This window comes from Nitrospira defluvii (genome assembly GCF_905220995.1).
Classification (GTDB): domain Bacteria; phylum Nitrospirota; class Nitrospiria; order Nitrospirales; family Nitrospiraceae; genus Nitrospira_A; species Nitrospira_A defluvii_C.
Map to the genome: position 1 here is coordinate 417182 of NZ_CAJNBJ010000001.1, position 25928 is coordinate 443109.

Consider the following 25928-nt stretch of genomic DNA (forward strand, 5'->3'; position numbering starts at 1 on the left):
TCAGAGCATGACAATTGGACGCACGTATTCATATCGATGGAGAATAGTCGTGTTGAGAAGGTCTGGCGAAGCAGCGAAAGCAGTTGTGTACAAATCGCCTCATCCTCACATATGGCACCGCACATGTCAAGATTCCGCTGCTCTGTCTTCGGCCTCCGCACTCACGTCTACGACCGCATCCGATAGGTGAACAGGGTCGCGATCGTAAAGTCGGCCGCGCTCCCTGTAATGAAATCCAAATTCTCGACCCCGTACACCTGCCAGAGCAGACTGGGCAGGATCCGGCAACTGACGCCGATGACCGATTCGGTCACGCCCTTGTCCAAGACCCTGGTCCCCGTGCCGTGAAAGGGCGGCGAATAATAATCGAACTGTGCGGTGATGGAAAAATTGTCCGTCCAGAGATATTCCACGGCCACCAATCCACTCATGACCGGCTGGAGGTCGAGGCCGGCGATCTGCCCTGTCGGAAACACCCCGTTCAGGTTGGCATATAGAATCCAATGGGTCGCAAGGGTCTTGTCCAACGCGAGGCCGATGCCGGCATCCGGGTGCCCGCTGCCGAACACTTGGTCCGTCTCGCCGGTCGGAGCTTTGACTCCCACGCGAAACGACAGGGCCGGAAGGGTCGAGGTCTCTTTCAATAGCTGATATTTTCCGTAGAATGAGATATCGCCCAGCCCCGTCGCGCCCTTGGCTCCCTGAAACAGAGTTCGACCGCCGTTGGTGATGTTGAAGGCATAGGCTGTTTCCCTCAACGCCTTGCGGGCGGGGGCCATCCCGGTCGTCCCCCGCTCCACCCCGAGAATCGGCTCCTCCATGAAGCCACGATGTCGATGATAGCCTGGAATTTCCGCACCGATCTCCAACCGGTCGGTCAGGCCATACCGTAGGAACAACCCGGCCCGGACGGTCTCGAACTTCATCGTCGCATCGGCCTGCTCTTCCTGGTCGCGAGCAATCGAGGCCGTGTTGGCGACTTCGAGCCGGACGTCGAAATCCCCCTTCTTCAAGACCGCGGCCCGCTCACCCGGCATCGCCAGTACCAGTTGGTCCAACGCCTGAAAGTTTCTGACCGGAAACGGACCAAACCCCTCCGCCCCGACCGTCAACGGTAGACTGACGCACGATATGAGCATCCCGAACAGACAGCTGATCTTCCGCATGAGTAACCCTGGCCGTTCACTCACTGCGACGATACGCCTAATAGGGAAAATCCAACCCCGCAAAAATCGCCCCGCCTTCGCGGCTGTATCCATAATCCAGACGACCGACCACGTTGGGGCGCACGATCGCTCGAAAACCGACGCCCGGCGTCATCCGGTAATCTTGAAAGCTCACATCTTTAAAGGAGTTGAACACCTGTCCCGTGTCTAAAAAGGGCGCCAGCTCAAAATCCGCAGTCACGCCCGCGACCTTCGTACGCAAGACGTGAATCCGTTCTTCGATACTCAGCGAGATCAGGTGTTTGTCGATATACCGATCCATCCCGAATCCGCGCAGATTGTTCTGCCCCCCCAGCGATGACTGCTCGAAGAACGGCACTTGGGAACCGATCGTGGCCTGCAGATCGGCCCGCACCACGAGAATGGCACGCTTGGATTCACTGGGAAACAGTTTCTTGATCTCCAGTTCATATCGTGAATAGACGGGATGGTCGCCGTTTTTGACATTTTGATTCAGCTCCGCATAGGCCATGACGGACATGCCGTCCGTGGGCGTAATCAGGCTGTCGCGGGTGTCGTAATAAAATGATGCGCGATGCCCGACGATAATGGACTCGCCTTGAATGCCATCCACCGTGGGAAATTGCTCGACGGAGAAGGGCAGGTCGGTGGCGCCGCGCTGGAGTTGCACTTGCCGAACCCGCTGCCCGACCGAAATCTGGGTCACCTCGTTCGCATAGAGACCAAGCCGCCAGTAGGCACGCGCTTCCCGCGCCGTGTAATTGGATTCATCCGCCTGCACGGTCGATTGGCCCAAGCCAAAGAACCGGGAGGTCGCGTTTTTGAAGAACGTGCCGCCGAAGTTCAGGAAGTATTGTCCGTTTCCAAAGGCCGGATCGACATAATCGAACAGCACTTTGCGCTCGATCTTCTCGGTCAGCGAGGCGATCAGCTTCATCTGGCGGCCGCCCGGATCGTACTTGAACAGGTTAAACACCGCCCGGCTACCGACGATCGAATTCTGAATCAGCATCGGCGCCATGAGGTACTTCAATTCGCCATCGGGATCGGAAATCAAAATCGGCGCAATCAAACCGGCGTCGTTCCCGTCGTTCTTGCTGGTGGACACCGACGGCACCGGAAAAATTTGCGTATCGGCGCGCAGGGGAACCGGCAGAATGAGGGTGAGGAGTCCGGCCAGCGCCAGGACAAGAGGGATCGACGAAAAATAATGTCGCTGCATGGCGCTCGCCGGAACAATCGTCCCCTACGGGAACTACGGAGCTTTGATCTTTTCAGATTTCTTGCGGAGCTGGTCGACGAGGTCGGAGTACGAGGAAGTGTGCAGGATCTTCGAAAACTGCCCGCGATAGTTATTCACCAGACTGACGCCATCGACCACCACATCGTACACATGCCAGTCATTGCTCTTGTTCATCAACCGGTAGTCCATGGGGATTTCGGTTTTGCCGGACAAGACCTTGGTGCGCACCTCCGCATATTCCTTCTCCGTCCGCTCGTTGAGGTATTGCACCCCTTCGCCGGAGTAGGTTTCGACTCGATCGGCATAGGTATTCGTCAAGAGCGTGCGGAACAGATCCACAAACTCCTGCTTGTCCTTGTCCGACAACTGATTCCACTGCGCGCCCAACGAGCGCCGCGACATTTCGGAGTAATCGAATCGCGCCGCCACGACCTTCTCCAGCCGCTGCCGACGATCTTCCTGCTTGGCCGGAGCTTTCAATTCCTTATCGTTCAGGATTTTCAACACCTCATCGATCGTCCCCCGGACCGACTCCGTCGCGGGTCCGGCCAGAGCGGGTGACAACCCGCCCAGGCAGAAAGACAGCGCCAACACCCCCGCCATGATCATCCATCGACTTACGTGCATCCCAACACCTCTCCTGTGAGTGGTGACCCCGTTACCCCGCCGGCCTGGTACGCGCCTCCCTGCGCTGCTCCCCGTGCCGATCAGGCTAGTTGACCTTCCCATGTACATACTGGCTAACCAATTCTTCGAGATCAAGCCCGGACTCGGTGTCACGAATCTTCTCGCCTGGCTTCAGTACATCACCGCCGCCGCCGACCGAGAGCGAGAGGTACTTGTCGCCGATGATCCCGCGTGTCTTAATCGAGGCGATCGTATCGGAATACAGCTTGACGCCGTCTTGAATGGCTAACGCCACCACGGCGCGGTCGCTGTTCAGACCGATGTGCCGTACGCGCCCGACTTCCACCCCGGCGATTTCCACCGAGGCGCCGGGCTTGAGTCCCGACGCGGAGGTAAATTCCGCCTCGACCGGATAATTGTGCCCGCCGATCACCTCCAGCTTCCCCAGCTTGATGGACAGGTACCCCAGGCAGGCAATCCCGACGAGCACGAAGATGCCGACCATCAGTTCGAGCTTTGCACGTTCCATATCCTCTCCTCTCAGCCCCTTGCCCGCGTACAGCCCAACCGCGGCATGACGGGCGCCCTCGACAACCGCCTCAAGAACGGGGTGCCGTCGGTAGTCCCTTCGCCGTGACGGTGCCGCCGACAAAAATAAACTCGCGAATCTCCTCGTCCGTCGTCTTCACAAATTCGCTCGAGGGAGCCATCTCAGCAATACGTCCGTTCTTCAACATCGCCACGTAATCGGAAATGCCGAAGATCTCGGGGATTTCGTGGCTGACCATCACGGCCGTGAATCCAAACTGTTGCTGCATGGCTACGATGAGATCGTGGATGGCCTTGGCCATGAGCGGATCGAGCCCCGTCGTCGGCTCGTCGAACAGGATGATTTCCGGCTCCATCACCAGTGCGCGAGCCAAGCCGGCACGTTTGCGCATACCTCCGCTCAACTCTGCGGGGAATTTGTGCCCCATGCCCTTGAGACCGACTTGCTCGAGCTTTTCCTCCACCCGCCTGGTAACCGTATCGCCCTTCAACCTCAGTTTTTCCCGCAGCGGGAACGCGACGTTTTCGAAGACGGTCAACGAATCGAAGAGCGCCGCGCCTTGAAACAACATCGCGAACTTTTTCCGGACCTCGTTGAGCGCCTGCCCTTTTAGACGGGCAATGTCCGTCCCGTCGATCCAGACTTCGCCGCGATCGGGCTGCATCAGACCGATGATGTGTTTCAACAACACACTCTTGCCTTCACCGCTCCGTCCGATGATCGTCGTCAGCTTGCCCGTGGGAATGGTCAAATCCACGCCGCGCAGCACCGCCTGCTTCCCCAATGTTTTTTCGACGCCGACCAGCTTAATCATGTGACCCAGCAAAAGATGCCATCAGCTGTCAGGAATCAGTTCGCATTCACACGCTGAATGCGAAAGGCTGATGACTCACAGCTCTATAACAGCACTGACGTCAGGAAGTAGTCCCACACCAGAATCAGCACGGCCGACAACACCACGGCTTCCGTGGTTGCGGTGCCTAGCCCTTCGGCACTGTGTTTGGTATGAAACCCCTTGTAACAACAGACCCAACTGATCAACAGCCCGAAGCTGATGGATTTGAGGATGCCGCCGTACACATCCTTCCACTCGACGGCCGATTCGATCGAGCTCCAATAGGCGCCCTCGTTGCCGTTCAGCAGTTGCACGCCGACGACGTACCCGCCGTAGATACCGACCACATCGAACAACGCGACCAGCAGCGGCACGGCAATCACACTGGCCACGAGTTTGGGAGCGATCAAATATTGCAGCGGGTTGACCGCCATCGTATCCAACGCATCGATCTGTTCGGTGATGCGCATGATGCCGATTTCAGCTGTCATGGCCGACCCGGCCCGAGCGGTCACCATCAGCGCCGCAAGCACGGGCCCCAACTCCCGGATGATACTGAGCGCCACGGCAGACCCGAGCACCGCCTCCGAACCGAATTTTCGTAACGTGTAATAACCTTGGAGGGCGAGAACCATGCCGGTAAACACGGCGGTCAGCACGACCACGAACGTGGACTTGTAGCCGATAAAGTTCAGTTGCTTGACGATTTGGTAGAACCGGAACGGCGGTCTGGTCAACCAGGCAAAGGAGGACAGAACGAACAGCATCATCCGTCCCATCTGTTCCGTCAGATCGATGGTGAATCGTCCGATACGCGCAATGCCTTCCACGCCACGCCCTCCTCTCATCTCCGAACCGGAGCAGGAACTGGGACCTGCCGCTGTCAGGCGACCTTTTCGCGCGATGCCCGATCGGCGCAGGCCCGATACAGGGCGGTCAGTTGCTGCCCCGCGATGCGACTCTGTACCCGCAGACGACTGAGTCCGATCAGACTCGTCGGATGTACCAGACAGGTCGCGACACCCTTCGCCCATCCAGATGGCCTGAGAAACAGATTGAAGTCAAGCGGAAGACTTTCATCGAGCAGATCTGAAACGGTGCGGACGATCGCGAAGGGAATCCGATGTTCCGCCGCCACCAGCCCGAGCGCCGCACTCTCCATGTCGAGCCCGACCCCTCCCGCCAGATCGGCCATCTCCCGCTTTTCTTCCGCCCGGCAGAGCACCCGTGGCACCGTCACAAACCCGCCATCGTGCGTCTCCAGGCCCTTGGCCTTGGCGGCCTGGCGCAGCCACTCGACCGTCGAGGGCGCGCAAGCAACCGGCTCACCTGGCGTCACGCCGTCGACCCTCGTCACGCCCGTTCCGATCAGGACATCACCGATGCTGGCCGGCCCCAAGGCACAGGCAAACCCCGTCGACCAGAGCGCGTCCAACCGCCTCGTCGCGAGCACGTTGGCGGCGGTGACAGCAGCTCGTTGCGGCCCTACCCCCATGGGAATCAGCCACCATTCAGTCTGTGCCTGGCGCGCGACATGACAGCGTACGCCCCCGACGACGTGCAGATCGGTCGTCGCGAACGCCTGGCGTACCGCGCTCAACTCCCATCGGGTCGCCACGAAGACTCCGATTGCGGTCACAACTGCTCCCGAGGGACGATGACAAGGGGAAGTGGACTCGATGAACAGCCACGGTCAGCGAGGCGACCGGAACTGTCCCGATTGATAGGCCAGTTGACGCAACTCATCGGCCCTCGTCATGCCACGAGTCTTGAGGTTGCGGTACATGGCCAGCGCCCAGAGGGGGAAGTATTGGCAATACCAATGGTAACGAAGATAGAACACGCGCGGGAACCCGGTTCCGGTATGGCGTACCTCCTCCCATGAGCCGTCCTTCCGCTGATTCCGAATGAGGTAATGGATCCCCCTGGCCAGACTGAAGGAGTCAGTGACTCCGCCTGCCATCAGGGCCAACAGCGCCCAGGCAGTTTGTGACGGCGTGCTCTCGCCACGCCCGCTCTCCGCGACATCCGCATAGGAGAGGCATGACTCGCCCCATCCGCCGTCGGGGTTCTGCTTCGACTCGACCCAGTTGACCGCCCGGCGAATATACGGCGAGGAGAGATCTTCGCCGATGGCGCGCAGGCCAGACAACACAGACCAGGTCCCATAGATGTAGTTCACACCCCATCGACCATACCAACTGCCATCCTGCTCCTGATCGTTCTTCACGAACGTGAGCGCCGACGCCACCGACGGATGGGTCCAGTCATATCCCAAGGTCGCGAGCATTTCGAGGCAGCGACCGGCGAGGTCAGCGGTGCTGGGATCCAGCAGCGCACGGTGGTCGGCGAAGGGGATGTAGTTAAAGACGATCCGGTTATTGTCGACGTCGTAGGCGCCCCAGCCACCGTCGGAACCCTGCATCGCGGTGACCCAGCGGCATCCGCGGCGAATTGCCGCCCGCTGTTGCTCTTCATCGGGCAGACGCACCTTGGCGAGGGCCATCAAGACGACTGCGGAGTCGTCGACATCCGGAAACAGCTCGTTCTCGAATTGGAAATACCATCCTCCAGGTTCCGCACCGGGAGAGGAGATGATCCAATCGCCCACCGTCGTCGTTTGCTTCGACAACAACCAGCTCGAAGCCTTTTGCAGCGCCGGATGGTCCTGTGGCATCCCCGCCTCCACCAATGCATTGATGAGCAAGGCGGTATCCCAAATCGGAGAATGGCAGGGCTGCAGATGCATGGCATCCACCACTTGTCCGTTCTCCATCACGGTGTCGTGCACTTCGAGCTCCTCGATCTCGCGCATCGCCTTCACCACCAGCGGGTCATCATGTTTGTACCCGAGGCAATGCAGGGCCATGACGGAATTGGCCATGGCAGGATAAATCGCACCGAGACCGCCGCTCCCCTTCATGTGATCCAACATCCAGTCAGCCGCGAACTTGAGCGACTTCTGACGGACCCACTCGACCGGCGATCGATCGTAGATCTTCAGCAACGCGTCGAGATTGATGAAAAAGTTTCTCGCGGTAAACCAGGTTCGGTCTTTCTTGAACGGCGGCACCGTGCTGTAGTCGATCTCCGCGGGCGGTTGCGCATACAACTCGTCGATACCCTGTTCCGGCGGCACATAGCACTGCGGCCGTTTTGCAAAAATAATCAGGAGCGGAATGAGCACTGCGCGAGACCAATAGGAAATGGCGTAGATGCTGAAGTAGAACCGTTTCGGTAACAGCATGATTTCCGGCGGCATGCTGGGCACACCGCGCCAATCGTACTGGCCGAACAAGGCAAGGGCGATTTTCGTGAACACGTTGGCCGCCGGCACTCCTCCCTTGTCAAGGATGCAGGTTCTGGCCTGCTGCATGAAGGGTTCGTCCGCCGAGACGCCGGAAAGCTTCAAGGCAAAGTAGGCCTTGACCGACGCACTGATCTCAGCCGGCCCCCCGTGATAAATGGGCCACCCGCCGCACGGCAGCTGCGCGGACTTCAAATACCGAATGGCTTTGCGCTCCCGCTCAGGATCCACACAGTCCATGAACCGGCGCAACATCAGATATTCGGATGTGAGCGTGGTATCCGCTTCGAGTTCTGCAACCCAATACCCTTCAGCGGCATGCTGTCTCGCGAGAAACCAGGCCTGACTCTTTCGAAGTGCTTCTTCCAACGCTTCCAGCTGACCAGTCGAATGAGACGGCGCTCGCTTGACGGCACTGTCACCCGCGGTCGCATCGGGCTTATTCGAAACCAGTCGCAATACCGGTGCGGAGGCGAAATCGCGCGCGGCCCTAATCCGGCTTGGAACCGATACCAACAGGCTATCGGACAAACGATTGAACAAGTTTTTCAGAAGTTGCATAGCGTGATGCCGTGAGCCAGAAAAAGACGGCGGGATCGATAGTCGAGACGGTTCCATCTATCAAACTGAGATCACATGAAACCGCATAGTACCAGTTGTAATCATTAGCAGCTGTGTATAACAAACTGTTTCAGACCAGTCAAGAGAAGTGCCCCCGACACGGGTGGCCCAGGTGCGCCTGGATCGATGCCGGCATCCACACCGCTCGCACCTCCTCGTGCCTACGCCGGCTGAAGATCACCGAGCCTGACGGAGATCAAGGTCGAGACGCCGGGTTCTTCCATTGTCACGCCGAACAGCGAATCCGCCATCGCCATCGTTCGCTTGTTGTGCGTGATGACGAGAAATTGAGCCGTCGCGGACAGGCTGCGGAGCACCGCCGTAAATCGCCCGATGTTCTCTTCATCCAAAGGCGCATCGATTTCGTCCAGGATGCAAAAGGGAGTCGGACGGATCAGGAAGCTGGCAATCAGCAGCGCCATCGCGGTGAGCGTTTTCTCTCCGCCGGACAACATGGTGATGCTCTTCAACCGTTTCCCTGGCGGTTGCGCCACAATTTCCACACCGGGCTCGCGGGCCCCGTTATCCTCGACACCTTCCTCCAACGGCTCTTCGACCAGCTGCAACTCCGCGCGGCCGCCCGGGAAGAACTGCGCAAAGACGTCCCGGAATTTCTGCTGCAGCTCGTTGAAGGTCTCCACGAACATGTCCTTGGTCGTCCGGTTGATGCGCTGGATGATTTCCTTGAGCGACGCAATGGAGGTCGACAAGTCCTGCTCTTGCGTCGTGAGGAACTGGTACCGCTCCTCCAACTCACGATGCTCATCAATGGCCGCCAGATTAATCGCGCCCATCCGATCCAGGCGCTCCCGGATCTTCTGAATCTGTTCCCGCAATTGCGGCGTGTCCAGCATGGACACCGGCGCGGCGGGCGCCTCCCCTTCCGGCGTCGCTTGCCCCTCCGCCGGTAGGAGCAGGGTGGAGGGTTCGATCTGATAGGTGCCGGACAAGGTGCTTTCAATCGTCGATAGATGGGCCTTCACTTCCGCCTTGCGTACCTCCGCGGTCATACGACGTTCGTGCAAAGCCGACAACCCCTGCCGGACCGTGGTCAGCGCCTCCTCCACGGCGTGCAAGCGACTCATCTCCTCGGCCTGCTGCTCCTGCGCGGCGATCAACTCCGCCTTGATGCTATCCACTTCGGCCCCCAGCTCACGGCACAGCGCTTCCTGCCTGGTCTGCTCTGCGCGACTGTTCTCCGTGGCCTCCGCCAGACCGGCCAATTGCTCCTCCAGATCGGTCACTCGCCGCTGTGCGGCATCGAGCCGTTGCGTGAACCGCGCCACATCGTTCGTGGCATGCTCCCGCCGCCCACGCATGCTTTCCACCGAGAGCCGGACCTCCGTCAATCGCTGTTGAATCGCCAGGCTTTGACTTTCGATCACCACCAACCGCTCCCGCACCTGGAGCAAGCCTGTTTCCTGGCCGGCCTTTTCGCCCACCCACTGCGCCAATTGCGACTGGCTCGACAAGAATTCCTCTTGAAGCCTCGCCTGTTCGGCCAGACCACGTTGCAGTTCGTCGCCCAACACGTCCAGTCGCCGATGCAGTTCTCCACGCTGACGCTCGACACCCGCGTCGTCTTTCTGCAGCGATAATTCCAACATTTCCGCTTCCCGGATCGCTCGACCCAGGCGCTGTTCGTCTTCACGCCCCAAGCCCAGAGCAGCCGCAGCCTCTTCGCGGGCAACCCTGGCAAGATCCAGCGCCTGCGCTGCTTCGGTCCGACGTGCCTCAAGCTCCAAGACCTCGCGCCGACGCTGGAGCAACCCGCCGCCCGTGCTGGTCCCGCCGCCTGTCATCACCCCCGCCGCATCGAGCGTTTCACCCGAGAGCGTCACATAGGTGGGGCCTGTCGGAGCCGCCCACGGATATTGATTCCAGAGCTCCAAGGCCACCGCAACAGACTCCACGATGACAATCCCGTCGAAGAGGTAACTCAAGGTGGAGGAGGTTGCGCCTTGCGCGCGGATCAGATCCACCGCGCGACCAACCACGCCCGGTTTCCCGTTCAGCTCCGGCCACCAGAACGCCGAGGGATCACCCGCTGCCTGATCGCCGCCCCATCGAATCTGCTGCGGGATAAAGGTCCCGCGACCAAGGTCCTTGCCTTTCAAGAATTCCACTGCGCGACTCGCGGCGGCGGGCTCATCGACCAACCACCCACGCACCCGCTCTCCGAGAATCGTCTCGACCGCACGATCCAGACCAGGGGGAATCTCCAACCACTCAGCCAGCGCCTCCCGCACTCCTTCGCAGGTCTTCAGCGCCGTCCCTTCTTCTTCCCCTTCGCGGCCATATCCCATTTCCTCACGGACGACGCCTTGGAGCGCGCCGAGTCGCGATTCCACCCCTGCCACATCTTCGGACAAGCGAACGATATCGCGATCGAGTCCGGAAATCTGTCCCCCCAGCCCTTCGATGCGTTCAATGGCTGCCTGACGCTCCGCCATGAGGCCCTCAATGCGCTGCGAGGCCTCCTCACGCTGCGCCGCGAGTAACAAGCGCTGCTCGTCAAGCCCGGCCACCTGGGCCACCAGCTGTTCACGTTCGCGCGAGACACGCTCAGCCCTGGCGGCGGTTTCCTGCTGACGCGCCGTCACCTGCGTGAGACTCTGCTCGGTGTTGGCGACGAGCACGGCCAGATTGAGGACGTCTTTTCGTGCACGCTCTTCTTCGGCCACGGCTGCGGCACGATGCCCGGCTAACGCCTTGGCCTCGCCGTCGGCCTGCTGAAACTGTGCCTCCTGCTCGACGATATCCCCTTCCAGTTGAAGGAGCGTCGCCCGCAGTTCTTCAATCTCCGCCTGCGCCTGTTCCTGATCCGCCGCCAAGCGCTGCATTTCCTGGGCAGCTTGAACCCGTTGCCGCTCGAAGAGTTCCGTCCGGTTTCGCTCGACCTCTGCGGCCGTCAAAGCCTGCGACTGGCGTTGTTCGGTGCCGGCCAAGGTATCCCGCACTCGCGCGATCGCTTCAGCCGCATCGTTCATGCGCAACCGGATGGCCTCCTGCTCCGAGTCCAGACGGGCCTGTTCAGCCACCTGTTCGGCCTCCAGCGTTTCTACGTCCCGAGCTTCGCGGTCTACCGCCTCCAAGTCGGCGTGCATCGTGCGATAGTCACGGGACAGCAGTTCGATCTCCAACCCCTTGGCTTCCTGCTGCAGGGTTTGATAGGTCCGGGCCTGGCGAGCCTGACGCTCCAATGAGTTCAGCTGCTTCTTCACTTCCGCCACAATGTCGCGCACCCGCAGCAGGTTTTGCTGGGTGGATTCTAGTTTGCGAAGCGCTTCGGCCTTCTGCTTCTTGTACCGGACGATGCCGGCGGTTTCCTCGATGAGTTCCCGCCGATCCTGCGGCGAGGCCTGAAGAATCTGTTCGATCCGTCCCTGCTCGATGACCGTGTGCCCCTTAGACCCGGCTCTGGTCTCAATCAACACATTGCGAATGTCCTTCAACCGGCACGGCGTTTTATTGATGAGATATTCACTGTCGCCGTTTCGATAGAGGCGCCGCGTAATCATGAGTTCTTGATATTCGCTCAATTCACTCGGCAGACCGGAAATCGCATCTAATCGCAGTTCACCCAGGCCGCCGATCACCAGCGACACCTCCACCAACCCCAACGGCTTGCGCAGTTCCGTGCCGTTGAAGATGACGTCTTCCATCTTCTCGCTCCGAAGCGTCTTGGTGCTTTGCTCACCCAAGACCCAGAGGATGGAATCCACGACGTTGCTCTTGCCGCTCCCGTTAGGCCCCACGATAGCCGTGATGCCTTTCGGGAATTGGATCTTCGCCTCCGCGAATGACTTGAAGCCAAGCATTTCCAGGGACTTCAGATACACCGGCGACCTCCAGAGCAAGAAGGTTGAGATGGGATGCAGTGTGAGGATGAAAAACGAAAAATCTTCTATCACAGCGATAGAATCAATGCAAAGAAAAAGCCCTGGATATGGGGGAATAAAGAAGCCACTCCCCCAACATATGGAAGAGTGGCCGGTTTGCTGCGTAGGAGAATTGGAAGCTGAGCGGACGGCTAGTTGACCGACGCGGTTTTGCGCGAGGCAGACTCGATCGTGACCAGTTCTTTCGGAAGCAGAAACTCCACATCCTCTTCGATGACGGTCAATTCCTCGACCTCTTCTGAAGAACCCAGGCGCTTCAGATAGGCCACCACTTCCGTCACCAGCACTTCGGGGGCGGAGGCACCGGCCGACAGGCCGACACTCTTCGCATCCTTGAGCCAGTCAGGGTTGATGTCCGATGCGGCATCGATCAGGTAGGACGGAATGCCACAATGTTCGCCCAACTCCCGCAAGCGGTTGGAGTTCGAACTGTTCGGCGACCCGATCACGAGAATCACATCGACCAACTTCGAGAGGGATTTGACTGCATTCTGACGATTTTGTGTGGCGTAACAAATGTCTTCCTGGTGCGGCCCCTTGATGTTGGGAAACCGGCGGTGCAGGGCCTCGACGATATCCCGGCACTCATCCACACTCAGGGTCGTCTGGGTGACATAGGAGAGGTTCTGCGTCTTCTCTACCTGCAGCGTTTCGACATCCTGCACCGATGATACAAGGTGGAACTTGTCCGGAATTTGCCCCAGGGTGCCGATGACTTCCGGATGGCCGGCATGGCCGATCAGAATTAATTCATATCCTTGGGTATAGTCGCGATTCACTTCGTTATGCACCTTGATCACCAACGGACACGTCGCGTCGATCACATGCAGGCGGCGGCTCTGCGCCTCCTCCCACACCGACTTCGCCACACCGTGGGCGCTGAAAATCACGACCGACCCTTCGGGGACCTCGTTCAGCTCCTCCACGAATACGGCGCCCTTTTGCCGCAGCGAGTTCACCACATGACGGCTATGTACGATCTCATGACGCACATAAATCGGCGCGCCGTATTTTTTCAGGGAGAGATCGACGATATCGATCGCGCGGTCGACACCCGCGCAAAATCCGCGAGGATTGGCCAAATATATCTTCATCTTGTGTATCCCCTTCAGACTCACGATGGCGCGCTCGGCACTCCAGGACCGTAAGCGTCACACGACACGAGTCACCTTACGTCAGACCCGCCCCTGCCGTCAACCAACGGACCATTCCCATCATGGAAGACCCTGTTGAGGCCACCGGAGGATTGTGGGAGAATCCCGCACATGGCACTGCCTACCAGCACGCACAAAAAAATCCTGATCGTCGAAGACGAAAAGGACATTCTCCAGCTCGTCAAACTATATCTGGAGAAAGAGGGTTTCCGGACGGTCTCCGCCATGACCGGCACAGAGGGGTTGCGCCAAGTGAAAGCCGAACACCCGGATCTGGTCATTCTGGACCTCATGCTCCCCGAGTTGGACGGCTTGGAAGTGTGCAAACGAATCCGCCTGAATCAGGAGACGACACTCCTGCCCATCCTGATGCTGACCGCCAAGGCTGAGGAGTCCGACACAGTGATCGGGCTGGAGCTGGGAGCCGACGATTACGTCACCAAACCCTTCAGCCCCAAGGCGCTGGTGGCGCGGGTGAAAGCCCTGCTCCGGCGATTGGACCGCCATGCGAACAGCCCTCAGACGCAATATCAATATGGTCCACTGACGGTGGACCTTTCTCGCCATGAGGTCAAGCTGAAGGGCGAAGAGGTCACCCTCACGGCGAAAGAGTTCGGCCTGCTGGAGCACCTGTTGCGCAACGTGGGACGGGTGTTGACTCGTGACGTGCTGCTCAGCGCCGTCTGGGGATACGACTATTACGGGACGACACGGACGGTGGACGTTCACGTGCGACGGCTGAAACAGAAACTCCCGATCCTGGATGACGCCATCGTGTCGATCAAATCACTCGGCTACAAATTGCGCGAAACCGACCTCCCTGCATGAACCTCGGCATCCGGTGGAAAGTCGCCCTGGGCACACTCGCCGCCGTTCTCGTCGGCCTCGTGGTCGCGGGATGGCTGGTCATCCGTTCCGTGGAGCAGACCGAACTCGGGCGCCTGGCCGAGATGCTGGAGACTCGCAGCGGCTTGGCCGCGATAACACTCCGGCCGCTGTTCGATCAGTCCGGCCCCACCGTGCCGCCCTCCCAGCTCCATGCCACGATCCGTGAATTGAGCCAACAGGCTCATCTCCGTATTACCATCATCCGGCAGGATGGCACGGTCTTGTCCGATAGCGCCGTTCCCGCAGACGGACTTGCGCACGTCGACAACCACCTCTCCCGGCCTGAAGTGGCCCATGCACTGGCCTCAGGGCGCGGCATGGATATCAGAGCCAGCCAGACGACCGGCGAGCGCACCTATTACGTCGCTCGCCTGCTGACAGACCCCGCGCAACGACACTCCGGCACTCCGGTCATCCGCCTCGGCCTTCCTCTGACCTCGATCGACGAGCGTGTCCGCCACATCCAGCAGGATCTGTTGACGGCCTTCGGCGCAGCTTTTCTGCTGGCCATGCTGCTGAGTCTCTGGGTCTCTCGCAATCTCACGAAACCGCTCTCTGAAATGGCCGCGGCCGCCCGGCAACTGGCCGAGGGCGCGCCTGGAATCCGGTTGGTCGTCGCCTCGACGGACGAGGTGGGATTGCTGGCCCAAACCCTGAACCAGATGACCGATCAATTAGAGACGAAAATCAAGGAGGTATCCGACGATCGCGCACAGCTTCTGGCCATGCTGATCGCCATGGTCGAGGGTGTCATGGTGCTGGATTACCGGGGCACCGTCGTCCAGGTGAATCCGGCGTTGGAGCGCATGTTCGCCCTCGAACTGACGGAGTCGCGAGGCCGTCACTATGCCGAAGTGATCCGTCATGAGGGCCTGACCGCGCTCGTGTCCGCGGTGCTCGAGACTCGCTCCGGGCAGGGAGGGGAAATCACCCTCTCACCCAGCGGCCGCTGCCTGCGGGTGGAGGCCTCGATCGCGGGCGGCAATCGCGAACAGGAGGCCTGTGCGGTTTTCGTGTTTCACGACATCACGGAACTGCGACGGCTGGAAAAAATCCGCAAGGATTTCGTCGCGAACGTGTCCCACGAGCTTCGCACACCGCTCACATCGATCAAAGGCTATGTGGAAGCCCTGCTGGACGGGGGCAAGGATGACCCTGGGACAGCCACAGCCTTCCTCGAAATCATCATGCGACAAAGCAATCGCCTCAATCTGATTCTGGATGACCTACTGCAATTGTCACAGATCGAATCAGGCCAGGTGCTGTTCCGCCGTGAGCCGGTTGAGCTACGCGCCCTACTGGAACGCACGATCGCGGTGATCAAGCCCCTGGCCGACAAAAAGCAGCACCACATCGAGCTGACGCTGCCCGACGACTACATGGTGGTAGAGGGTGACGAGGAGCGCCTGGTCCAAGTGTTCATCAACCTGCTGGAAAATGCCGTGAAGTACACGCCGGATCACGGCCGGATTTCGATGACCATACGCCGGGTGCCGGGACGGCCTGGCGCCTCACGTGCCATGATCGAGGTCGTCATAGCCGATTCAGGCATCGGCATTCCCGACGCGGATCGCCCGCGGGTGTTTGAGCGGTTCTACCGGGTCGATAAAGCCCGCTCCCGCGAACTCGGCGGAACCGGCTTGGGACTCGCCATCGTGAAACATATTGTGGAAGCTCATAGCGGCTTGGTGTGGGTGGAAGGTAATGTCCCGAGGGGCAGCCGCTTTGTCGTGCATCTCCCCGTCGCCGAGGGACTTCCTACGCCAGTTTCGATAGGAGCAGATAACAAATAGTCGAGAGCAGCGCCGCCCCCGGCAACGTGAACAACCAGGCAGACAAGATCCGCCTCGTCACCCCCCACCGCACCGCCGAAAGCCGCTTCACCGCCCCGACGCCCATCACCGTCGATGTGATGGTGTGAGTCGTACTGACCGGAAGACCAATGTGGGCCGTCGCCATCAGCACGATCGCCGCGCCGGTCTCTGCCGCGAACCCGTGAACCGGTTCCAGTTTGACGATCCGCATGCCCAGGGTCCGCACGATTCGCCATCCGCCCACCGCGGTGCCAAGACCCATCGCAATGGCACAGGACCCAATCACCCAGGTCGGGACTTCTGCGGTCGGGATGGCCCCGGCCGACACAAGTGCCAACGTGATGATCCCCATGGCCTTCTGCGCATCATTCGCCCCATGGCTGAACGCCATAAAGCTCGCAGAGATCAGCTGCATACGCGAAAACAAGCGCAGGGCGACGGCCCGCTGCACCCGGAAAAAGATCCAACTCAAGATCGCCATCAACACCAGCCCGATGGCAAACCCGAAAAAGGGCGACAGGATCATCGCCTCCAGCACCGAGCGTAAGCCTGAAAACTTGACGGCAGCCATGCCGCCATGCGTCAGCGCCGCACCGACCAAGCCGCCGATGAGCGCATGCGACGAACTGGTCGGCAAGCCCAATAACAACGTGAGAAAATTCCAGATGATGGCACCGGCCAACGCCGAGGCCACCACAGTCTGGGTGACCGACTGGGGATCGACGATGCCTGTCCCGACCATCTTGGCCACCGCCGTCGACATAAACGCGCCGGCCACGTTGAGCCCACCGGCCACGAGGACCGCGGTCGACGGACTCACCACGCGGGTTGAGACTACCGTCGCAATGGCATTGGCGCTGTCGTGCCATCCATTGGAAAAATCGAAGAGCAACGCCAGGACCACGACCACCAACAATAGTCCGCTCAGTTCAGCCATGACTGCCGCTTTCTACCCGCGCATAGTGATTGGGGTGTGTACCGAAGAAGGCTTGGGAGGCGCTCACGTGTGTTTCAATGCGATGCGCTCCAGAATGTTGGCGACATCTTCACAGCGATCGGTCCCCGCTTCAAAATTTTCGTAGATCTCTTTCCATTTGATGACGGCGATCGGATCCGTTTCCTTCTCGAATAACGCCGAGATGGCGTCGCGCGAGATCCGGTCGGCTTCATTCTCCAGGCTATTGACCCGCACACTGCATTCCGTGACCGCTTGATGCGACTTGCCGAGCAAATCGACTGTGGCACCGACTTCGACCGCCGCCTGATACAGCACGTTTGCCAACCGAATCGCCGCCTCCGTAGGCGCCACCACCTTGTACAACACGAATCGATCGGCAATCGCCTCGACCACATCCAGGATATCGTCCAGCGCGCTGGCTAAATCATGAATGTCTTCCCGGTCGATCGGCGTGATGAAGGTCTGGTTGAGCTTCCTGGCAATTTCGTGCGTGATACCGTCGCCGACATGTTCAACGTCTTTGATGCGCTTTGCCTTCTCAACTGGATTTCGGAAATCTTCCGTCATGTCTTTCAGCAGGCGACTGCCTTCGATCATGTTGTGGGCGGCATTCTTGAACAAATCGAAAAACGCTTCTTCCCGCGGTATGAGCCCAAACATAAGGTCCTTTCTAGCGGGCCGTTGAACGGGGCTACGGCCCCTGGCTCCACGGCACCTGCAAGACTTTCGGCAGCACGATGCGACACGAGCATGCGCCGACTGTGGGCGCACCGGATGGCCATCGGAGCCCACCCGCACTCACCACAGTTTTCGCCTCGCGCTACTTGACGATCACCGTGCCGCGCATGCTCCCGACTGCACCATCAGTGGGTCGGTCACCGGAGGTCACCACCGGACCAGTCCTGTGGCCCACGTTAAGCCCCCGCCGAACGCGCCGAACAACACGAGATCTCCTGCCGCAACTCGCTGCGTACGCACGGCCTGATCCAATGCGATCGGGAGGGAGGCCGAAGAGGTGTTGCCGTACTGTTCGATCACCGAATACATCACGTCCTGCGACAACCCGAGACGGCGGCGAAGTTGCTCCAAAATTCGGGCATTCGCCTGATGGGCAATCACGCGATTCACATCCCCTGCTCTGAGGCCAAATTCTGTGAACAGCTCCAGCACCGCCCGTTCCAGGTGGCGCACCGCCGCACGAAAGACCGCACTGCCCCGCATCCGCAGAAAGTGCTCCTTCGCACGGACGGACTCGACTCCTCCCGGCTGCCGCGAACCTCCTGCTGGAATGGTGATGAGTCCATGCCCAGCCCCTTCAGCATAAAGTCGTAGGCCCAAAACTCCAGCCGCGTTGGATGCGGTCGATTCTTCCCCCACGACCACCACGGCGCCGGCTCCATCTCCGAACAAGAGGGCCGTTTCCCGATCCGTCGCATCAAGCGAACTCGACTTCACTTCGGCGGCAACCACCAGGCAGGAACGGATCTGGCCGCTTCGGATCAGCACATCGGCCATCGACAGCCCATAGAGAAAACCTGAGCAGGACGCCGACAGGTCTACCGCCATCAGCGGACCGGTCCCCAGAGCGCGTTGCACATGACAGGCCGTAGAGGGAAAGGCGCTGTCCGGGGAGGTGGTTGACACGAGAATGGCGTCCAGCGACTTGGGCGGAAGACCCGCTGCCTCACAGGCACGTTGCCCCGCGGCGATCGCCAAATCCGAGGAGGCCTGTCCCGGCTCCGCCCAATGTCTGGTCCGAATTCCGGTCAGGGCCAAAATCTGTCCAGAATCTAACCCGAGCGGTCCCCCAACCTCTTCGTTGCCGACAACCCGAGGAGGCACGAATGAACCAGTTCCGACAATACGACTGCGCTTCACGGAGTTCCTACCGGAGTATTCTAGGCAATCGTCACCCACACCCTTCCGCCCCCTCTTGGAGGCGCGGCGCGATTATAGGACCCGGCTCAGGGAGGGTCAACCTCCGCTATGAGAATTCGTTGCTTTTCATCCCATGATCTGCTAGAAAAATTGTGTAGTTACGCTCCATTTCCCATCTGTATCCTCAGCCGTAAGGAGTCGCTGGATGCTCTGGCATTCAAGGGGTTTGTGTGTGCACATGGCCGTGATCGTGGGGCTGCTCTGCATCGCAGGCGGATGCTCCAGCAAACCGAAACCGACAGCCGATGCCAAAGCCGTCAGCGGCACGGACGAGCAGATCTTCCTCGGCGACACGATCGAGAAGAACTACGATCCCAATGTCATCATGAAGCGTGGCGAGGCCTTTTTTGAGAAGGAAGAGTTTGCTGAGGCGATCGTCGAATACCAGCATTTCCTGGAGCTCCATCGCGTCCACCCTCTGGCTGTCTATGCGCAGTTCCGTTTAGCTGAAAGCCATCTCCGGATGGGCAAATCGATCGACCGGGATCCAGATCCGATCCAAAAAGCGATTGCGGCGTTCGAGAAGTTGCGGAAGGAATTCCCCGGCAGCAAGTATGAAGCCCAGGCTCTCCAGCGCCTGGCGGACTGCCATGATTGGCTTGCGCAGACACACCTGTTCGTCGGCCAATTCTATTATCGCCGCTCGTCCTATCTCGCGGCAGCGCATCGCTTTGACATGATTATGAAGGACTATCCGGACAAGAAGGTGGCTCCGGAAGCCCTCTATTACCTCGCGATGACCTACCAGGAACTCGGCGCAAACGACTGGGCCACGGAAAAACTCCAACTCCTGGCCGAAAAGTATCCCACTAGTGACGTAGCTGAGAGCGGCCGTCGATTGCTGGCTAAATTGGAGAAACAGGTCTCTCCGCCAGCCCCTCTAGTCGCAGCGAACAATGAGTCCCAACCCACGCAGAACGGGCCGACCAACTCCTTGATAGCTAGTTCCTTCACAGCGGCGGGTCTTTCCACGCCCACATCCCCGAGCATTCCCGACCTCAAGACCTCACCGGGTGTGTCCCTTCGGCAACCGTTTGTCGCGTGCCGGCTCGGCGCATGGTGTTGAGACGAGGCAGGTCTGCTCTCCCCCCCCGGCTTATCGCATCTGTAAAGCCTCGAGGAGAAGGTCATTGACGGATGCCTTCAGACGCTGTTTCGCGTCGGGCAGAAACTGTGCGGCCGTCGTGTGCCCCTGCAACACCCTGAAATAGGCCTGTACCACCTCTTGATACCGACGCAGCAGCTTAAAGGCCAGGCGGGGGAAGGCATAGACGACGCTCGCAATACGACCCGTGACTCGAAAGTCTGGGAGAATCTCCCGCTCAAGCGCGGCCTCATAGGCGAGCAACGATTCTGCGCACACCTGCTTATCCGCTAGAATCGCCCGAGCCACCATCTGCCCGGACCGGACTGCGTAGTAGATTCCCTCCCCGAACAAGGGATCGACCAAATGCCCCGCATCTCCGATCAGCGCCGCGCGCCCGTTGACAAAGGTGGAGCACCCTTCCGATCTTTGGTTTCTCTCCGCCTCTGAATAGGCAGGGATTGGATGCCCAACCGGGCGCGGGACTTCCCACCCACTGAGACCTCGCTCCTCTTTCACGAAGCGTTCGAAGGTCGCTCGCAGATTCGTCGCTTTCCGACGAAACTCCCCCACTCCCACCGAGAGACACTCTCGTTTGGGGAAAATCCATCCGTAGCCCTGCCGGGCCGCCCCCACATCCACAAGGATCGTCGTGGAGCCAGGGAAATGTCGCCCCTCACCGATCTGCACCTCACTTTCAAGCGCGGGGGCCCGATACTGAGAGCGATTCGGAAAAAGTTGTCGTGCAACGAGGCTATTCGCCCCGTCCGCACCGATCACCACATGTGCGCGAAATCGTCGTTGCCCCGTGAGAACCTCTACGCCAGTGGAGTCCTGCGTGATCCCCTCCACACTGTCACCGGTGCGGATATCGGTCCCCGCGTGAATCGCCTGTTGCACCAGATAGTGATCGAACCGATCTCGCATGACCATGTAGGCGATGGCCTCGGACGATTCGATAAGCAACGGGTCCCGTCCCCGATGAACAAACTGCACGCCCTTGATGGTCTGTTCAACGACAGACCGGAACCCAGGCTCCAGCAGCTGCTCGATACGCGCCGACAGGCCGCCGCCGCAAACTTTGTAGCGCGGGTGGGTGTCCTTGTCCAAACCCAGCACCGCCAGGCCTCCCCGGCTGAGAGCCGCCGCAGCGCTCGCTCCCGCCGGCCCCATGCCGACGATGATCACATCGTAGGTTGTGCGCCCTTGGCGACCAGTCATCTGCTGTATTCCGATTGTGGAACGTCCCGCTCTCAGCCTTGCCGGACCCAAGGGGAGCCTGTAATGCGACGGGAATGTTCGAAGAGAGACCGACGGGAAGAACCAGTGTTCCGCGTTATTGCCCGAGATACCAGCCGATCCCGTATCGCTCGAGAAAGCTCGTGATCATGGTCAGCGAATTGGCATAAATCATCACGCCTACAACGATGAGTAATACCCCGCTGACGGTTGAGACGCCCCAGAGATAGGCTCGCACTTCCTTGAAGTAACTCAGGAATCGATCGACGCCCAGCGCGGTGAGGAACAACGGCAGGGCCAACCCCAACGAATAACAGGTGAGCAAGATGATGCCACTGAACATGGATTCAGTCGTGCTGGCGTACAGGAGAATGGTTCCCAAGACAGGTCCCACACAGGGTGTCCATCCCGCCGCAAACGCGACGCCTATCAGGAACGAGCCCAGAAACCCGGCCGGCCGGTTTCGGAACTGGTATCGATGCTCCATCTTCAGAAAATTGAGATTCAACACGCCCAGCAAATAGAGACCGAACACGATCACCACGATTCCCCCGAATCGTCGCAGATGCTCCTGGTAGGTGATCAAGGCCTGACCCAACAGGCTTGCCGAAGCTCCGAATGCCACAAACACGGCCGAGAATCCTGCAATAAACAGGAGGGAATTGAGGACAATCGCCTTGCGGAATCGGCTTCGCTCCGAGACATCGGTCAATTGTTCAATCGATAGCCCGGTAATATAGGAAATGTAGGAGGGCACGAGGGGCAACACACAGGGGGACACGAACGACAACAAGCCGGCAGAAAACGCGGCCACCAATGAGATCGACTGCATCGAGTCACTCACGCGAAGGCTCCTGTAACAGGGCTTCGACTAGGCGCTTCCCTGCCGGCGCACTCCAGTCGCGGGCGCCGGGAATGCGGTTGCGGATGATACCCTTACGATCAATCAGGAAGGTCATCGGCAACTGGCGTGCACCGTACTGGAGGCCGATCCTGAAATCGGCGTCATGCAGCACGGGAAAGGTAAACCCGACTTCTTGCTGAAACGGACGAGTGACCGCCGTTCCCTGAGCATCAGTTGAAACCGCCAGGATCTCGAACTCCTTGCGGCTGAACGATCGATACAATCGCTCCATCGCCGGCATCTCGATTTTACAGGGGCCGCACCAGGTTGCCCAGAAATTGAGGAGCACGACTTTGCCGCGAAACTGATCGAGGGTGACGTTGAAGCCCTGGGAATCCTTGAGCAGAAAATTCGGCGCCTCATCATCGACCTGAGGGGCACGATTGGCCACCGGGACGAACGATGGGTTCGCGGGGGAGGACTCTCCCCGAGCGTCGCCAAGAATGGCTCCGCCAATCACCAACCCCACTCCGACCATGGAGCATACGGTCCAGCGCTTCATCGTCACACTCACGAGGCCGGCGCCACCTGAGGGGCGGGTGAACTGGCCGCCTTTTCCGCAGGCTTTAACAGTTGAGTGAGCACCTTGAGATTGTCCAGACGCGTCCAATCTCGAGGCCCAATCACCTTTTCACGCAACACGCCTTGCTGATCGATAATGTAGGTCTCGGGGACCCCCATCAACTTGTACCGCTTATCCGTCTGTCCCCAGGAATCGACCAGAACCGGGAAGGTGAGATTCAGCCCTTTGACGAAGGGCGGGATCTCCTTTTTAGTGGTGACCCGATCAATGCTGACGGCAAGGATCACCAATCCATCCTTCTCAAAGTTCTTGTACAACACTTCCATGGAGGGCATTTCTTCGCGGCAGGGCTTGCACCACGTCGCCCAGAAATTCAAGAAGACGACCTTTCCCCGGTAGTCCGACAAGCGCAATGGCTTATCGTTCAAGTCGGGGAGCTGAAAGTCCGGCGCCTGCTTACCGACGACGAGGGGTTCGTACTTCGAACTCTGCAGCCACACGACCAGAAACATCACCCCGAGAATGGCGGCGGCAACCAGCACGACGACCGTTCGATTAGGTCCCCTTCGCGCCGCAGCGCCGGCAGATGTCTGATTGATCTGATCCGTCATGGTCTACGCGTACGCATGTAGACCGGAGAGCAAAAAGTTGACTCCCCAGAAACAGAAAATCACCATCAGGAATCCGAAGATCGCATAGATGGCAGCCTTATGCCCTTCCCAGCCCCTCGTCATACGGGCATGAATGTAGGCACCATAGATGAGCCATACGATCAATGACCAGGTTTCCTTCGGGTCCCAACTCCAATATCCACCCCATGCATAGTTCGCCCACATCGCCCCTAGAATGATCCCGAACGCCAGGAGCGGGAACCCAAGCATGATCGCCTTGTACCCAAGCTCATCGATAGTTTCGAGATCTGGAAAGGCCGCGTAGAATCGGGACTGGATCCCCCGATTCACCGCTCGCTCCTTGAACAGATACATCAGACCCAAGCCACCAGCCATGGCAAAGGCCGCGTAGCTGGTCAAGGTGACGGAGACATGAATGTAGATCCAATAACTGTTCAAGGCCGGCACGAGCGGCTCGGCGGTTTGATACCGATAGGGCAACAGCGAAGCCGCTCCCATGGCGATGAACCCGATCCCCACCACAAACGCGCCGACCGCCTTGATCCTGTAGCGAAACTCCAGAAGCACGTATCCTAGAATAATGGCCCAGGATACGTAGGCCATCGCCTCGAATTGATTCGACCACGGGGCAAAGGTCCCGGAATGTTCCATTCGCTCGAACGCGCGAGTGGTCAATGCGAGGGTATTCAACACCCATCCGAACACAGTGACCAACGTGGCGACTTGTCCCAATTGGGTGGCCCAGGCACCGTCACGATCTTCAAGGTTGTCGATCGGGTGTCCTGCCGGAGCCATTTGCATGGCGGGACGTTTTGCGAAGAGATACGCCACATATAAACCCAGTGCGGCCAGGTAGAGCCAAAATGTCATATCGAAGAGAAACAACGATCGCATCATACGGGCCTCCGTCTCTCATATCGTCGCGTGCAACCCGACGCCAAAGAAGCTCCCTTCGGGCGGCACTGCATCGGTCTTCAGGATGAGGTTTTTGCTTGAATCTTATCCGTCAGTTTCTTGAACTCTTTTTGAAAATCGATTTGGCTCTTATGCGTCGTGCCCCCGAGGTGCAGCGTCACCCCGGACTCGCCGGGGATAATTTTCGCCCACAGTCGCCGGTGATAGATCAGCGACGACAAGGTCATGCCCACCACCAACATCGTACACCCAATCCATACCATGTTGATGCCGGGATTCCTGGCAATCTGCAATCCGGTGAACTTCTTGGGCTGATACCCGATAAATTCGAACTGATACGCGGAGTCCTTGATCTCGAACAGATCCGGGTAATGATAGAACACCCAGGGCGTGGATTGTACGGAGCTGCGCTCATCAACCGCCAGCCGAATCGCAGGATTGGCATGTTCGGCAGTCTTAGAGAAGACCTTTTTCTCGGTTGAGTTAAACGCGAAATCTGCCACGAAATCGGTCATTTTCATCTTTAAGGGAAGTCCGTCGACGGCCTTTTCCTTGTTCCACTCAAGGTCGACCGTCGCGAGGATTTTGTCGCTCGCCTTCTCCTTGATATTGATTCGAGCCGCCTCGATCTGATCCCACGCATCCCCATAGCTGGACTGGTAAAACCAAATCCCTTTGTATACCAACGGATCATTGACGGTAATGGTCTTCGTCATGGTCGGCGTTCCCTGATCGATGACCGTCAAGGTGCTGTTGTAGGACTTCACCGAACCGTTTTCATGGTAGTCGATCCAGAACTTATCGACACGGAGATCAAAGTTGCCACGCGGGATGTGATAGGTCTGCCCCTCGAGACAGACCCCAAACTCCTGGAATCCATAATAACTACCAAGTAGCCCCCCCAACACGATCACAGTCGCGCTCAAATGGGCGACATGCGCCCCGATCCGACCCATGATGCCTTTGGTCGCATAGACGGTGACTTCCCCGGGATCACTTTTCGCTAGTACTCGGTAGCCCTTTTCAGCAAAAAGCCTCACGAGGCCCTCGGCAACGGTTTCTTTGGGTTGACTGAGCGCGAGGGTGGTCTGCTGCTTCATCCCCTGGATAAACGACAGCGAGACACTGACTTTATCGTGACGCATCGAGCGCCAGACGCTGGGAAACCGTTTATAGAAACAGGTGAGGGAATTGACGCACAGCAGACCGAGCAGACCGGTAAACCACCAGGTGTGATACACATCCGTAAACCCCAGGCGGAGAAACCAGCGATAGGCCTCTTCCCCGTACTCCTGCACATAGGTTTCCGGACGTTCACCCTGCTGAATCACAGTGCCGATGGTGGCCGTCATGGCAAGGACAATGAACAGGAACATCGCCAGCTTGATCGAGGCGAAAAAGTCCACCACCTCGCGCGAAAACTCTTCCCATCCCAGTCCGGAAGTGGACGGCCGAGATGCACTCACATCAGATGCTGCGTCGGATTTATCGTTCATGAATCAACACGCCTCGTTGCTTCGACCTGGCCGTCATACAGCCCTCATCATCATACTCAATGACGAGCGGCGTGTGGGATCCTGCGGCCAATGCAGGCCGGTACCACGAGG

General features: G+C 59.0%; 22 protein-coding genes. 3 read left to right on the forward strand and 19 right to left on the reverse strand.

The features are described from left to right. Positions 1 to 167: 167 nt before the first annotated feature. The 10 genes from KJA79_RS02025 to ispH all read right to left on the reverse strand — a co-directional run bounded on the left by KJA79_RS02025 (position 168) and on the right by ispH (position 13366). A complete protein-coding gene (locus KJA79_RS02025; protein ID WP_213040326.1) occupies positions 168 to 1166 on the reverse strand; it encodes a DUF3187 family protein in 999 nt (332 codons plus the stop codon). Between the two features lie 37 nt (positions 1167 to 1203). Further along, positions 1204 to 2409, reverse strand: a complete 1206-nt coding sequence (locus KJA79_RS02030; protein ID WP_213040327.1) for a BamA/TamA family outer membrane protein — start codon at positions 2407 to 2409, stop codon at positions 1204 to 1206. Between the two features lie 33 nt (positions 2410 to 2442). After that, entirely contained in the window at positions 2443 to 3057 is a 615-nt protein-coding gene (locus KJA79_RS02035; protein WP_213040328.1) for an MlaC/ttg2D family ABC transporter substrate-binding protein, read from the reverse strand. 85 nt (positions 3058 to 3142) lie between these two features. After that, positions 3143 to 3586 (reverse strand): outer membrane lipid asymmetry maintenance protein MlaD, encoded by a 444-nt coding sequence (gene mlaD / locus KJA79_RS02040; RefSeq protein ID WP_213040329.1) that lies wholly within the window; start codon positions 3584 to 3586, stop codon positions 3143 to 3145. A gap of 70 nt (positions 3587 to 3656) precedes the next feature. Continuing rightward, positions 3657 to 4421: an ABC transporter ATP-binding protein gene (locus KJA79_RS02045; RefSeq protein WP_213040330.1), complete on the reverse strand. Its 765-nt coding sequence runs from the start codon at positions 4419 to 4421 to the stop codon at positions 3657 to 3659. Between the two features lie 83 nt (positions 4422 to 4504). Beyond that, positions 4505 to 5272: an MlaE family ABC transporter permease gene (locus tag KJA79_RS02050; RefSeq protein ID WP_213040331.1), complete on the reverse strand. Its 768-nt coding sequence runs from the start codon at positions 5270 to 5272 to the stop codon at positions 4505 to 4507. A gap of 53 nt (positions 5273 to 5325) precedes the next feature. Continuing rightward, positions 5326 to 6081, reverse strand: coding sequence for a 5'-methylthioadenosine/S-adenosylhomocysteine nucleosidase family protein (locus KJA79_RS02055; protein WP_213040332.1), 756 nt, complete (start codon positions 6079 to 6081; stop codon positions 5326 to 5328). A gap of 54 nt (positions 6082 to 6135) precedes the next feature. Next, entirely contained in the window at positions 6136 to 8310 is a 2175-nt protein-coding gene (shc, locus tag KJA79_RS02060; RefSeq protein ID WP_213040333.1) for a squalene--hopene cyclase, read from the reverse strand. A 221-nt stretch (positions 8311 to 8531) separates the two neighbouring features. After that, the gene (smc, locus tag KJA79_RS02065) at positions 8532 to 12212 is read right to left on the reverse strand and encodes a chromosome segregation protein SMC (RefSeq protein WP_213040334.1); all 3681 of its coding nucleotides are present in this window, start codon (positions 12210 to 12212) and stop codon (positions 8532 to 8534) included. Positions 12213 to 12403: 191 nt separating this feature from the next. Next, complete coding sequence (gene ispH / locus KJA79_RS02070) at positions 12404 to 13366, reverse strand: 4-hydroxy-3-methylbut-2-enyl diphosphate reductase (protein WP_213040335.1); 963 nt, start codon at positions 13364 to 13366, stop codon at positions 12404 to 12406. Positions 13367 to 13537: 171 nt separating this feature from the next. On the opposite strand from ispH, the gene KJA79_RS02075 reads away from it, so the two are divergent. Further along, complete coding sequence (locus KJA79_RS02075; protein ID WP_213040336.1) at positions 13538 to 14254, forward strand: response regulator transcription factor; 717 nt, start codon at positions 13538 to 13540, stop codon at positions 14252 to 14254. After that, the gene (gene pnpS / locus KJA79_RS02080) at positions 14251 to 16107 is read left to right on the forward strand and encodes a two-component system histidine kinase PnpS (RefSeq protein WP_213040337.1); all 1857 of its coding nucleotides are present in this window, start codon (positions 14251 to 14253) and stop codon (positions 16105 to 16107) included. The genes KJA79_RS02075 and pnpS overlap by 4 nt, the downstream gene beginning before the upstream one ends. Here pnpS and KJA79_RS02085 read toward each other — a convergent pair. The 3 genes from KJA79_RS02085 to KJA79_RS02095 all read right to left on the reverse strand — a co-directional run bounded on the left by KJA79_RS02085 (position 16073) and on the right by KJA79_RS02095 (position 18964). Next, entirely contained in the window at positions 16073 to 17065 is a 993-nt protein-coding gene (locus KJA79_RS02085) for an inorganic phosphate transporter (protein ID WP_213040338.1), read from the reverse strand. The genes pnpS and KJA79_RS02085 overlap by 35 nt on opposite strands. A 63-nt stretch (positions 17066 to 17128) precedes the next feature. Next, on the reverse strand, positions 17129 to 17746 hold the full coding sequence (locus tag KJA79_RS02090) for a DUF47 domain-containing protein (RefSeq protein ID WP_213040339.1): 618 nt from the start codon (positions 17744 to 17746) through the stop codon (positions 17129 to 17131). A gap of 225 nt (positions 17747 to 17971) precedes the next feature. After that, positions 17972 to 18964: a 3-oxoacyl-ACP synthase III family protein gene (locus tag KJA79_RS02095; protein WP_213040340.1), complete on the reverse strand. Its 993-nt coding sequence runs from the start codon at positions 18962 to 18964 to the stop codon at positions 17972 to 17974. Positions 18965 to 19169: 205 nt separating this feature from the next. Here KJA79_RS02095 and KJA79_RS02100 point away from each other — a divergent pair, with 205 nt between their 5' ends. Continuing rightward, entirely contained in the window at positions 19170 to 20090 is a 921-nt protein-coding gene (locus KJA79_RS02100; protein ID WP_213040341.1) for an outer membrane protein assembly factor BamD, read from the forward strand. A gap of 30 nt (positions 20091 to 20120) precedes the next feature. Here the strand turns inward: KJA79_RS02100 and KJA79_RS02105 are convergent, their stop codons facing one another. From KJA79_RS02105 to resB, 6 genes are all read right to left on the reverse strand, one after another. Continuing rightward, a complete protein-coding gene (locus tag KJA79_RS02105) occupies positions 20121 to 21329 on the reverse strand; it encodes a geranylgeranyl reductase family protein (RefSeq protein ID WP_213040342.1) in 1209 nt (402 codons plus the stop codon). A gap of 115 nt (positions 21330 to 21444) precedes the next feature. After that, on the reverse strand, positions 21445 to 22191 hold the full coding sequence (locus tag KJA79_RS02110; RefSeq protein WP_213040343.1) for a cytochrome c biogenesis CcdA family protein: 747 nt from the start codon (positions 22189 to 22191) through the stop codon (positions 21445 to 21447). Further along, complete coding sequence (locus tag KJA79_RS02115) at positions 22184 to 22765, reverse strand: TlpA disulfide reductase family protein (RefSeq protein WP_246507368.1); 582 nt, start codon at positions 22763 to 22765, stop codon at positions 22184 to 22186. The genes KJA79_RS02110 and KJA79_RS02115 overlap by 8 nt, the downstream gene beginning before the upstream one ends. After that, complete coding sequence (locus tag KJA79_RS02120) at positions 22762 to 23385, reverse strand: TlpA disulfide reductase family protein (protein ID WP_213040344.1); 624 nt, start codon at positions 23383 to 23385, stop codon at positions 22762 to 22764. Before KJA79_RS02120 ends, KJA79_RS02115 begins: the two co-directional genes overlap by 4 nt. A gap of 3 nt (positions 23386 to 23388) precedes the next feature. Further along, the gene (ccsB, locus tag KJA79_RS02125) at positions 23389 to 24303 is read right to left on the reverse strand and encodes a c-type cytochrome biogenesis protein CcsB (protein ID WP_213040345.1); all 915 of its coding nucleotides are present in this window, start codon (positions 24301 to 24303) and stop codon (positions 23389 to 23391) included. A 77-nt stretch (positions 24304 to 24380) separates the two neighbouring features. Beyond that, complete coding sequence (gene resB, locus KJA79_RS02130; RefSeq protein WP_213040346.1) at positions 24381 to 25817, reverse strand: cytochrome c biogenesis protein ResB; 1437 nt, start codon at positions 25815 to 25817, stop codon at positions 24381 to 24383. Positions 25818 to 25928: the final 111 nt, after the last annotated feature.

What these genes read in the sequence shown, in the direction of transcription:
- KJA79_RS02025 (WP_213040326.1), bottom strand. Translation starts at nt 1,166, where the DNA reads ATGCGGAAGATCAGCTGTCTGTTCGGGATGCTCATATCGTGCGTCAGT.
- KJA79_RS02030 (WP_213040327.1), bottom strand. Translation starts at nt 2,409, where the DNA reads ATGCAGCGACATTATTTTTCGTCGATCCCTCTTGTCCTGGCGCTGGCC.
- KJA79_RS02035 (WP_213040328.1), bottom strand. Translation starts at nt 3,057, where the DNA reads ATGCACGTAAGTCGATGGATGATCATGGCGGGGGTGTTGGCGCTGTCT.
- mlaD (WP_213040329.1), bottom strand. Translation starts at nt 3,586, where the DNA reads ATGGAACGTGCAAAGCTCGAACTGATGGTCGGCATCTTCGTGCTCGTC.
- KJA79_RS02045 (WP_213040330.1), bottom strand. Translation starts at nt 4,421, where the DNA reads ATGATTAAGCTGGTCGGCGTCGAAAAAACATTGGGGAAGCAGGCGGTG.
- shc (WP_213040333.1), bottom strand. Translation starts at nt 8,310, where the DNA reads ATGCAACTTCTGAAAAACTTGTTCAATCGTTTGTCCGATAGCCTGTTG.
- ispH (WP_213040335.1), bottom strand. Translation starts at nt 13,366, where the DNA reads ATGAAGATATATTTGGCCAATCCTCGCGGATTTTGCGCGGGTGTCGAC.
- KJA79_RS02075 (WP_213040336.1), top strand. Translation starts at nt 13,538, where the DNA reads ATGGCACTGCCTACCAGCACGCACAAAAAAATCCTGATCGTCGAAGAC.
- pnpS (WP_213040337.1), top strand. Translation starts at nt 14,251, where the DNA reads ATGAACCTCGGCATCCGGTGGAAAGTCGCCCTGGGCACACTCGCCGCC.
- KJA79_RS02085 (WP_213040338.1), bottom strand. Translation starts at nt 17,065, where the DNA reads ATGGCTGAACTGAGCGGACTATTGTTGGTGGTCGTGGTCCTGGCGTTG.
- KJA79_RS02090 (WP_213040339.1), bottom strand. Translation starts at nt 17,746, where the DNA reads ATGTTTGGGCTCATACCGCGGGAAGAAGCGTTTTTCGATTTGTTCAAG.
- KJA79_RS02100 (WP_213040341.1), top strand. Translation starts at nt 19,170, where the DNA reads ATGCTCTGGCATTCAAGGGGTTTGTGTGTGCACATGGCCGTGATCGTG.
- KJA79_RS02105 (WP_213040342.1), bottom strand. Translation starts at nt 21,329, where the DNA reads ATGACTGGTCGCCAAGGGCGCACAACCTACGATGTGATCATCGTCGGC.
- KJA79_RS02120 (WP_213040344.1), bottom strand. Translation starts at nt 23,385, where the DNA reads ATGACGGATCAGATCAATCAGACATCTGCCGGCGCTGCGGCGCGAAGG.
- ccsB (WP_213040345.1), bottom strand. Translation starts at nt 24,303, where the DNA reads ATGATGCGATCGTTGTTTCTCTTCGATATGACATTTTGGCTCTACCTG.
- resB (WP_213040346.1), bottom strand. Translation starts at nt 25,817, where the DNA reads ATGAACGATAAATCCGACGCAGCATCTGATGTGAGTGCATCTCGGCCG.